At 47.7% G+C, this 10,595-nt stretch carries 11 protein-coding genes; 9 read left to right on the top strand and 2 right to left on the bottom strand.

Annotated features, from left to right (window positions below; translation table 11 throughout):
- Nucleotides 1-360 precede the first annotated feature (360 nt).
- Nucleotides 361-1,701, top strand: a complete 1,341-nt coding sequence (locus DEH07_05750) for a hypothetical protein (GenBank protein HBY04043.1) — start codon at nucleotides 361-363, stop codon at nucleotides 1,699-1,701.
- Nucleotides 1,682-2,071 (top strand): hypothetical protein, encoded by a 390-nt coding sequence (locus DEH07_05745; GenBank protein HBY04042.1) that lies wholly within the window; start codon nucleotides 1,682-1,684, stop codon nucleotides 2,069-2,071. The genes DEH07_05750 and DEH07_05745 overlap by 20 nt, the downstream gene beginning before the upstream one ends.
- A gap of 72 nt (nucleotides 2,072-2,143) precedes the next feature.
- Here DEH07_05745 and DEH07_05740 read toward each other — a convergent pair whose 3' ends face one another.
- Both DEH07_05740 and DEH07_05735 read right to left on the bottom strand, forming a co-directional pair.
- On the bottom strand, nucleotides 2,144-2,377 hold the full coding sequence (locus DEH07_05740) for a hypothetical protein (protein HBY04041.1): 234 nt from the start codon (nucleotides 2,375-2,377) through the stop codon (nucleotides 2,144-2,146).
- A complete protein-coding gene (locus DEH07_05735; protein HBY04040.1) occupies nucleotides 2,374-3,180 on the bottom strand; it encodes a translocation-enhancing protein TepA in 807 nt (268 codons plus the stop codon). Before DEH07_05735 ends, DEH07_05740 begins: the two co-directional genes overlap by 4 nt.
- Before the next feature lie 250 nt (nucleotides 3,181-3,430).
- On the opposite strand from DEH07_05735, the gene DEH07_05730 reads away from it, so the two are divergent.
- The 7 genes from DEH07_05730 (at nucleotide 3,431) to DEH07_05700 (ending at nucleotide 10,466) form a co-directional block, all read left to right on the top strand.
- Nucleotides 3,431-3,577, top strand: a complete 147-nt coding sequence (locus DEH07_05730) for a hypothetical protein (protein ID HBY04039.1) — start codon at nucleotides 3,431-3,433, stop codon at nucleotides 3,575-3,577.
- A gap of 170 nt (nucleotides 3,578-3,747) precedes the next feature.
- Nucleotides 3,748-4,530 (top strand): UDP-diphosphatase, encoded by a 783-nt coding sequence (locus tag DEH07_05725; GenBank protein ID HBY04038.1) that lies wholly within the window; start codon nucleotides 3,748-3,750, stop codon nucleotides 4,528-4,530.
- Between the two features lie 567 nt (nucleotides 4,531-5,097).
- Complete coding sequence (locus DEH07_05720; GenBank protein ID HBY04037.1) at nucleotides 5,098-7,347, top strand: cell division protein FtsK; 2,250 nt, start codon at nucleotides 5,098-5,100, stop codon at nucleotides 7,345-7,347.
- 3 nt (nucleotides 7,348-7,350) lie between these two features.
- Entirely contained in the window at nucleotides 7,351-8,157 is an 807-nt protein-coding gene (locus DEH07_05715) for a hypothetical protein (protein ID HBY04036.1), read from the top strand.
- A gap of 48 nt (nucleotides 8,158-8,205) precedes the next feature.
- Nucleotides 8,206-9,537, top strand: coding sequence for a 30S ribosomal protein S12 methylthiotransferase RimO (gene rimO / locus DEH07_05710; GenBank protein ID HBY04035.1), 1,332 nt, complete (start codon nucleotides 8,206-8,208; stop codon nucleotides 9,535-9,537).
- 18 nt (nucleotides 9,538-9,555) lie between these two features.
- Complete coding sequence (locus tag DEH07_05705; protein HBY04034.1) at nucleotides 9,556-10,095, top strand: hypothetical protein; 540 nt, start codon at nucleotides 9,556-9,558, stop codon at nucleotides 10,093-10,095.
- A gap of 101 nt (nucleotides 10,096-10,196) precedes the next feature.
- Entirely contained in the window at nucleotides 10,197-10,466 is a 270-nt protein-coding gene (locus tag DEH07_05700) for a hypothetical protein (protein ID HBY04033.1), read from the top strand.
- Nucleotides 10,467-10,595: the final 129 nt, after the last annotated feature.

Raw genomic sequence — 10,595 nt, 5'->3', positions numbered from 1 at the left:
ATTGGGCGAAGTCGCTATTTAATGTTGTCAAAGAGCTTTTATACTCATCGCTGTAGTAGTAGTTACATATGATAAGATTAATTTTTAAATTTTGATATCATATGTCTGAGTGATACAATCTGGTTATTAAATATAGGGGCTTCCAATGGAAAGGATTTATTAATGGAAGAGGCTTCAGATAATTTCCTGGCAAGAAGAAATGTCACTGCTTTGCTTTGGGTAGGCAAGCAAGAACCGTCCCTACTTGCCTACGAAAAAAAATATTTCAAAATACCACAATTCGACAAATTCACCAAAGGATACAAGGCTTAATTTGTCATATTTTCATTCTAATAGTAATTTTATCAGGGGGCTGATTTTTTGGAAGAGATTATTAATTCTTTAGCAAATATTTTAAAACATGATCCTGAGCTGCTTAAAAAGGTTTTCGATTCGGTGCCTGCAGGAATTTCCATCACAACGGACATAACCTGCCGTGACATAAAGCATAACAAAAAAGCAGCAGAATTTTTAAGGATTCAACCAGGGGAAGTTTTTTCAGAGACTGCCTCGGGCAGCTTGCCCTTTAGGGCGTTTTATGAAAGCAAAGAACTTTCTCCGGAAGAAATGCCGATTCAGCGTGCGGTATTGCAGGGTGAATCGGTTAAAGAGCAGAAAATCGACCTTTATTGGGAAGATGGGAAACATAAGACGGCCGTCTGGAACGCAATTCCTTTACTTGATGAAAACGGCGCTATTGCCGGTGCGGTAGCCGCTTTTGAGGATATTACCGAGCGCAGAGAATTAGCATATTTTTTAAAGGAGCATCAGGAACACCTGGAAGAATTGGTAATAAAGCGTACGTGGGAGGTTGAACTGGGTGATTACCAGCTGAAAAGGGAAAATATCCGGCGCACTGAAGTTGAAGAAGAATTAAGAAAAAAGAACGAAGAAATTTCAATCATCCTCGAAAGTGTGACAGACTCATTTTTTGCTCTTGATAACGAGTGGAAGTTCACTTATGCCAACGAAGAAGCAAAAAAATACTTTTTCAACGAAGATGTCCTTGGTAAAAACATTTGGTCTTTAATCCCCGATGCCAGGGGCTCAATTTTCTGGGATAACTACCACAAAGTCATGTTAGATAGAGAGCCAGTCCATTTTGAGGCTAAAACAATTTATTCTAAGATTTGGGTTGCAGGTCACGTCTATCCTTTCCAGGAAGGCATTTCCATACTTTTCCGGGATATTTCAGAAAGAAAGCAGCTTGAGAAAGAACTGAAGGAAGAAGAGGAGCGCTGGCTGATAACCTTTATGTCATGCGGCGACGGAATAATCACCGCTGACATGGAAGGCCGTGTGGATAAGATGAACAGCGCCGCTGAAACACTTACCGGCTGGCGGCAGGAGGAGGAAGCAAAGGGGACGCCTTTGGCAGAGGTATTTTATATTATTAACGAACAAACACGCCAGCGCTGTGAAAATCCCGTTGAAAAGGTCCTTGCGGCAGGCAAGATTATCGGTTTGGCGAACAGCACGGTACTTATTTCCCGTGACGGTGAGGAGATGGTACTTACAGACAGCGCAACGCCTATAGATGACTGTGAGGGAAACATATACGGTGTTATTCTTGTATTTCAGGACATAACAAAGAGGGTAAAAATGGAAAAAGAAATGGCCCGCCTGGACCGGTTAAACCTTAATAGAAATAGACGCAATTAAAGATGATAAAAATGTCAATCTCGAGCTTGAAGAAATTCCCGACATAAGCTTCGAAGAGAATGATATTAAACAATTGATCCTTAACCTCACCCGCAACGGGCTTGAAGCGATGGACAAGGGGGGATATCTTACAATAAAAACGTTCACTGACGGACAGAGCGTTATCCTGGCGGTGAAAGACCAGGGTAAGGGGATTCTGCCGGAGCATATGGATAAACTGTACATGCCGTTTTTTACTACCAAGGACTCCGGCACCGGTCTGGGCCTGGCGGTTTGCTATAAGATAGCCGCCAGACATAACGCAAAAATAGATCTGGAAACCAGCCCGGCCGGAACAACTTTTTTTGTTAGTTTTAGTTTTAGGACTTAAGGAAACTTAATTTTAATCTGGAGCAGGAATATCCTGAAATTTACCGGGGAGACTTCCATGACGCGGCTTGTTTTAAGGTTTGGACCACTGCTGTGTGAATTTAATTACAGCACCCGGGCTTAAATCGGCGCGCAGGTAGTCCTTTGGGTTGGTGCTTAATAATTTGACCACCCTGCCCTGCCCGGGGCCGGTATCTTCAATAACCAGGGGAACTCCGTCCAGTTCCACCTGGCGGGTTTTGGGCTCTTTCATATCTTCCAGCCCTTCCAGGACTAGTTCGAGGTATAAAGGTGTGTAGATAATCATTGAACAGATTGCACTTCCCACTGTTTTTTATCCCTGATCAACCTCTTCAGCTTATCCACCGCATGCCCCACGCTTCCCACTTCATCGATTAAGCCGCATTCGACCGCTTCCTGGCCGATTAAAACAGTCCCGATATCCCTGGCCAGTTCGCCCGTGCGGAACATCATTTCCCTGAAGGTTGCTTCATTTATTTTGGAGTGCTGGGTTACAAAGCGCACTACCCTGTCCTGCATTTTGTCCAGGTATTCATAGGTCTGCGGGACGCCGATCACCAGGCCGTTCAGTCTGATCGGGTGGATGGTCATGCTGGCGGTCAGGGCGATGAAGCTGTACTGTGCCGCCACTGCTATTGGGACCCCGATGCTGTGTCCGCCGCCCAGGACTATAGCCACGGTCGGCTTGGAAAGCCCGGCGACCATCTCGGAAATTGCCAGACCGGCTTCTACATCGCCGCCTACTGTGTTAAGGACCACCAGCACGCCTTCAATGTCGCTGCTTTCCTCCAGGGCAACCAGTTGGGGGATGATATGCTCATACTTGGTGGTTTTGTTCTGGGGAGGCAGAACAAGGTGCCCTTCGATCTGGCCGATGATGGTCAGGCAGTGAATATTGCTTTTGCCATCCGGTAAAGTATTGGTCCCCATCTCCTTCAAATTTTGCATGCTTGACTGGTTCTGCTTTTCCGGTTGGGGATCCTGCGGTACGGGGGCGTTCGGGTCATACGGGTCACAGCCGTGATCCGGTTCAAAATCTGGCGGGTAGGGAAAATCATTCTTGCCGTTGCCGGGGTTTTCTTCGGGCATCTGTTCTTCTCCTTGCAGTCAAATTGTTTTTTTAGTATGTTTAAATATAACCAAAAATACACCTTGAGTTTTTTAAAAGAGGTGAACATGGGCACATAGGCAGTTGATCTCCCTTATGTAAGTTAATTTTCAGAGTAGTTTAACATGCTGCCAGCGGCGCCGCGAATTATGAAAACTGAGCTATTAGAGAATAATTCCAAGATAGAGCAGAAAAAAATCAGCCTCCTTAATAAGTCAATTATCAAAATAAATCAAGCCTGACCCCTATTTACACGATAACAACGAGTACCCGACCGGCGTGCGGGTGTCCGATGCCGAACTTAATACTGTGCGCTTGGAGCGCTCCGAGTTCCATGGTGATTGGAATTACGCAATACACCCTCAAGAGCAGTTATGAGTTATTTTGTTACGGATCCTTAGGGCAGGTCTGAGTATACTGTATGGACTTTAAATTGCCGTCATAAAGAAAGTAATTTCTTAGCTTTTTATGTTATCATTGACAGGATGTTGTTTTACTTATAATTTCCATGGGTCGATTGAAAAAAAGTTAAAGTAAGGGTGGTTCGGTTGTCGTTTGTAGAAGCGGTTATTTTAGGCGTTGTGCAGGGGTTGGGGGAGTTTCTGCCCATTTCCAGCTCAGCTCACCTGGTACTGGTCCCCTGGTTTTTTGGCTGGCCTGACCCCGGGCTTACTTTTGACGTAGCCCTGCATGTCGGTACGCTGGTGGCCCTGGTGGCGTTTTTCTGGAAGGACTGGCTTATCCTGATCAAGGATGGTTTCAGACGGCCTTCAGCAAGTCAGGGGCGGCTTTTCTGGACCCTGGTTGCAGCCACAGTACCCGGCGCCCTGTTTGGATACTTCCTTGAAAAGCAGGCGGAAACTGTTTTCCGGACACCTTTGTTAATTGGGTTTATGCTTATCGCGATGGGAATTGTTCTGTTTGTTGTTGATTCCTGCTCTTCAAAAAGGAAAAGACTTGAACAGATGGGCTTTGGAGGAGGCCTTTTGATTGGTGTATCCCAGGCGCTGGCAATTATACCCGGTGTTTCCAGGGCAGGGATTACGATGACGGCAGGCCTTCTTCTGGGACTTAAAAGAAGTGAATCAGCCCGCTTCTCCTTTTTACTTTCTACTCCGATTGTTCTCGGCGCCGGGGTTGCCCAGTTTTCCAAAATCACACCCGGAGACCTTAATGTGCCGTTTTTTACAGGCATGGTTGTCTCTGCGGTAGTCGGCTTTTTATCAATCAAGTTCCTGCTGGATTATCTTGTCCGTCACAACTTTGGCATTTTTATCGTCTACCGCCTGCTGCTGGGGGCTGCCGTAATAGCGTTTGCATTAAGAGGATAAATATTCATGCTCCAAAAACAGGCTTAAAGGAAGGTCAATGCCTTAAGTGCGATTTTGAGCCTTCATCCAAAGAACGAGATAACCCGAGGATAAGCGAGGAAAGTGTTTGAGGCGCATTAGCGCCGAGTTAAAACCTTAGCCGGGGGGTTAAAGGTCGTCGTTGTTCACAGGTGAGCAATATTGCGGAGTGCCGCTGCAGCGACCGGTGAAGCTTCGGTTACTTAAACCGCGGTGCGAAACCAGCGGCGCACTCAAGGTTTCTTGAAAAGACTTTGTGATGCCGGGGATTTAATGCTCGGTGTATCTCGCGCCTGCCATGCCGCCTTTGCAGCGCCGCCTGGTTCTGTCCGAAGCGAACCGTTGGCGTTGCCGGTACGGAGCACCTGAGCGAACCGTGACAACGGCGGCCTGAGGTAAACATGAGCACGTAGACAGTTGAGCTTCCTAATGCAACAAACAATCCCGTGCAGTATGAAATAAGGTAATAGAATCCTAACTGGTAAAATATAGTATAAATGCAGGAATCTGTTATCGCATGTAGTATATAACTGCTAGGGGTTGATTTTTTTGGCAATTTCCAGGCAGGCCAAGGAACAGCAAAAGTACGAAATAATGGGGATAATTTTTCTCACCGTGGCTGTTCTCTGCTTAATCAGCCTGTTTAATCCCTCCGTAGGGCTGGTCAGCAGGTTGGTCGAGCGTATTTTGCGCGGGATAACCGGTGAGGGGCGCTATGTTTTTCCCGTACTGCTGGTCTTTTTCGGACTTCGCCTGCTCTTATTGAAAAGCCAGCTAAAAGTAATTCCTCGCTTCTATGGCGGGCTTTTAATTTTTATAGTGGTTTTAACAATCATTCATCTGATGATCCCGCCTTCGCACGCCCTGGATGCGGGTCTGAAGGGGAAAGGCGGGGGGATTATAGGGGCGATTTGCAGCTTCGTGTTAAAGCGTTCATTCGGCCTGACGGGGACTTATGTTGTTTTATTCACACTTGCACTAGTCGGTATACTGCTCAGCGTCAATATAAGTCTCAACATGCTTATCAAAAGGTCAGTCATCCGTTTTAGCATACTCTATGCGCGTTTCAAGCAGTTCTTCCTGAATTTTCTTTTTACTGAAGAAGAAATTGAAATCCCTGATATTCCCCCCTCTCCCCCGGTAATCATTGATCAGAGTGGAATTGAAGCGGAAGAATTCGACGAAGAGGGGAATGCAGGCGGGAAAAAAGACAATCCCGCGCCAGCCTTTGCGAAAGATGTCAGAGCCCCGGTGATTACTTACTATAACGAGAACAGGAACCAGTACGGTGATGAAGGTTTGCCGGCCGTTTTTCTGCCTGGTGAGTTGGAACCCCTGGCGACAACCGAGAACATATCTTATCAGCTGCCTACTTTAAATATTCTGGCCAGGCAGGTTCGCCCGAAAGTCAGGCGGGTAAGCAAGGATATCACGGAAAGTATCCGTACGCTGGAAGAAACCCTGCAGAGTTTTGGTGTAAAGGCGAGAGTAACCCAGGTATCCAGAGGGCCGACGATAACTCGCTACGAAATACAGCCGCCTGCAGGTGTCAAGGTAAGCAGGATTGTAAGCCTTTCCGACGATATCGCCTTGTGTATGGCTGCTCCCGATGTACGCATCGAAGCCCCGATTCCGGGCAAAGCGGCGGTTGGAATAGAAGTGCCCAACCGGGAAATTTCCATGGTTCCATTGCGAGAACTGCTGGAAACCGATGAGTTCCAAAAATCGGCTTCCTGTCTGACGGTAGCCCTGGGCAAGGATATTGCAGGCAACCCCATCGTCGCCGACCTGGCTCAGATGCCCCATCTTTTAATTGCGGGGGCTACGGGTTCGGGGAAAAGTGTCTGCTTGAATATATTGATTGCCAGCATTTTGTTTAAAGCTCCGCCCGATAAGGTCAAGTTCCTGATTATTGACCCTAAAATGGTTGAACTGAGTACTTACGACGGTATACCCCACCTCGTTTCTCCGGTTGTTACGGAGCCGCGCAAAGCTGCTACTTCCCTGCGTTGGGCAGTCAAAGAGATGGAGCGAAGGTATGAGCTGTTCGCTTCTGCCGGGGTGAGGGACATCAACCGGTATAATAACCTCCCTTACAGCTTCGAATCCAGGGACGGACAGGAGGAAGAAAGGAAGACAATACCCTTTTTGGTGGTCATTATCGACGAACTGGCTGATTTAATGATGATCGCCCCGGCAGATGTTGAAGACGCCATCTGCCGCCTCGCCCAGATGGCCAGGGCGGCGGGAATCCACCTTGTGGTCGCGACGCAGCGCCCTTCGGTGGATGTGATCACCGGTATGATCAAAGCGAATATTCCGTCACGTATCTCATTTGCGGTTTCTTCGCAAATTGATTCCAGGACGATTCTGGATATGGCAGGCGCCGAAAAGCTGCTGGGAAGGGGGGACATGCTCTTTTACCCTGTCGGGGCGGCAAAACCCGTCCGTTTGCAGGGCGCCTTTCTCTCCGATCAGGAAGTGGAATCGCTGGTTTCCTTTCTGAAAAAGCAGGCCTGTCCCAATTACGAGGGACGTCTGATCGGGGAAACGAACTCAAAGGAGAATTCCCAGGAATTCGAAGATGAGCTTTTACCCCGTGCGGTGGAATTCTTGATTGAAGCCGGCCACGGTTCCGTCTCACTTTTACAGAGGCGCCTGCGTATAGGTTACACAAGAGCGGCGCGCTTGATCGATATCATGGAAAGAAGGGGAATCGTGGGCGGTTCGGAGGGGAACAAGCCCAGGGTGGTTCTGATGACCCTCGATCAATATCAGGAAACGTTTCATAAACAGTAAAAATTGTTTGACTATTCCAGGTTTAAGGAATACGATAATACCGCAGACCTTCAGTTAGGGGTGGGCCTATTGGAAACCGGGGAAACCTTTCGAAAGGCCAGGGAAGCCCGCGGTTTGTCGTTGGAAGATGTCGCGCGACAAACAAAGATTAGCTTAAGGTACATCAAAGCTATTGAAGACAATTCTTTTGACGTTCTTCCCGGGGGTGTTTATACCAGGGGCTTTTTACGGAGTTATGCGCGGCTTTTGGATTTAGATGCCGGGGAACTTCTGTTGGAATTTGAAAAACAAAGCCCGGTTGAAATAAATGACCTGTCGGAAGAGCATGCCCCGGCAGATTTTCATTTTCCGCCCAAAGAATCCTTATCTGCAAAAAAGTTTAAAAAAGCAGCCTATTGTATAGCATTTGCTGTAATAATAATTTTAGCCGGTTATTTGGTTTGGGCTGGTTATACCAATATTGTTAAATCAAACGGTTCCGGCCGGGAAACTGTCAAGCCCGCTGATAAAATTGAAAGCCCTAAGGAAAATACCCGGCAGGAAAAAACAGCTGCGGTAAATCAAAAGGAACTTAACGTTGTCTTGGCCGTAACAGGCGGCAACTGCTGGATGCGGGTTGTTTCGGATGGCGTAACTAAATTTACAGGCACTATTGTTGCCGGAAATTCTATAAGTTTTAAGGCAAGCGAACGGATAAAAATAAAGCTTGGCAACGCCGGGGCGGTCAAGGTCACGGTCAACGGCCGTATAATCGGTTTTTTAGGTAAGAAGAACGAAGTAATCGAAAAAGAATTTACTGTGCAAAAATAATGCCGGGAGGTTTTAGCGCCTTTTGGACAATGCGAAAGGGAGAACTTCATGTCTTACCGGGTTGGATTAATCAGCCTGGGTTGTGCAAAAAACCTGGTGGATAGCGAGATAATGCTTGGGCTTTTGAAAGAAGCCGGCTTTGAGATCACCAGCAGCGAAGAAGAAGCTGAAGCCCTGATTGTGAATACCTGCAGTTTTATTGAACCGGCCCAGATGGAATCGATTAAAAATATCCTGGAGCTTTCCCGTTATAAAAAATCCGGCGCCTGCCGGGTTCTGCTTGTCTGTGGCTGTATGCCGCAGCGTTACGGCAGACAGCTTCTGGAGGAATTACCCGAAGTGGACGGTTTCTTTGGCACAGGATCTGTGCTGCAGGTTGCCGGGCTTGTCAAGCGTGCTCTGGACGGAGAAAGGTTTTGTGAGATAAGCGGGCCGCAGTATGAAATTACATCCTCCCTGCCCAGATTAAGGGCAACCCCTCCCCATACCGCGTACCTGAAGATCGCCGAAGGCTGCAGCCGCCGCTGCGCTTTTTGCATTATACCGGCAATCAGGGGGCATTATAGGAGCCGGACGATTGAATCCGTTGAGGAAGAGGCTGGGCTGCTGGCGGCTCAGGGTGTGAAAGAGATTATCTTGATTGCCCAGGATACATCCAGTTACGGGATTGATTTGTACGGCAAATACCGGCTGGCGGATTTACTCAAGTGTCTTGCAGAAATTACGGACCTTTCCTGGCTGCGACTGATGTACTGTTCGGCAGATCGTTTCACCGGGGAACTTATTGATGTCCTTGCCGGTGAACCAAAAATCTGCCGTTATCTTGACATCCCTATACAGCACGCCAGCGATGAAATACTGCTCCGGATGAACCGCCGCCAAAACGTTTCCGAAATTAGAAAGCTGATTTTAAAACTGCGGGCAGCCATCCCCGGCCTTGCCTTGAGGACGACCTTCATGGTTGGTTTTCCTGGTGAAAGCAAGCGGGATTTTGAAGAGTTGATTGATTTCATGAAGAATATGTCGTTTGAGCGGGCCGGCGTTTTTAAGTTTTATCCTGAAGAGGGGACAGCGGCTATGCTGATGGCGAGCCAGGTTCCGGAAGAAATCAAAGAGGAACGCTACCACCGGGCAATGGCTCTGCAGCGGCAGATTTCCCTTCAATACAACCAGTCTTTGGTTGGCGGTAAAATAACTGTGCTCGTGGATGGGAAAGATAAAAAAAGCAATTTATACTTCGGCCGATCAGAAGCGGACAGCCCTGAAGTCGACGGAAAAGTCTATTTTACAGCCGGAAACCACGGACCCGGGGCCGGAGATTTTGTAAATGTTTTAGTGACCAGGGGTCTCGAATATGATATTCTGGGAAAACTGGTTTAAAAAGAAGGTGAATCGAGGATGCCCTGGCGGGGTTTGCGGATACCTATAATCCTGCTGGTCCTGGTGGCCAGCCTGGTGGTCTTCTGGGGCGCACACTGGCTGTTTAACAGGTTCAGCGTTGAACAGCCCCTGGCGGACTTTCTGAAAAGCCAGAGTTATATCCACGCATTTGAAATAAACCGGGATGGATCCCTGGTGCAAATTTCCGTACTGCTTGCTCCGGTTGAGAACCTGAAAGACACTTACGGGGAGCTTGACAGGGGGGTGCGGAACATACTGGGCGTGAAGCTCTATGAGCTAGTCCTTCGGGACAAACGCGACGTTCAGTTGAAAGATGCTTTTTATTACAGCCAGTTTGCGGCTTATGAGGCCGTAATGAGAGGGAACTACCGGGAAATGTTTGACTACGTGAATAAACAGGCGGCGGAAAGAGGCGCGACAGCAAGTGTGTTTATTGATCAGGACCGGATCTATCTGCAGATGAGGCATGATAACAATTATTTGTACGAGGTAATTCCCCGCCCATCAAATAAGACGAATCAGGCTGCTATGCAGTAAAAACGTGCCGGCTATAAAGCGGGCCTTCTTTTTTATTTTTTTTTGTGAATCTGATTATCGTATAATTAGTTAAACAGAAAATATGAAGGGGAAGATAATAAATGAGTAACTGCTGTGATCCTAATGCGCCTATAGTTTACAAGCTGAAAATAGGTGACCAGATGACCGGGTTTTTGGGATTGGAGCAAGCTTTTATGGATGTAAGGGAACTTGACCTGCCGGATCAAGAAATCCCCCGGAAACTGTTAGAAATAGTAGGGTGTAGAAATTACATCCCCGTATGCGCCGAGCCGGCATACAAAGAAGCCCTGTTTGCGGAATATCAAAAGTATATAGCCACAACCAAGCTAGCAAGAAGGGACGGTTCTTGACTTGCTAGGAAAAGCAAGAAGGGACGGTTCTTGACTTGCTAGGAAAATAATGGTAAGCTGTTACAGGGTGGGGCGCCAGTTCGGCGTGGGGAATATAGCCGGGGGGAACCCGGCCCGGGAAGGCCCAGC

Source organism: Desulfotomaculum sp., from assembly GCA_003513005.1.
GTDB lineage: Bacteria > Bacillota > Desulfotomaculia > Desulfotomaculales > Nap2-2B > 46-80.
Note: the sequence above shows the minus strand (reverse complement) of the source record. Positions and strands in the feature narration are given on the sequence as shown.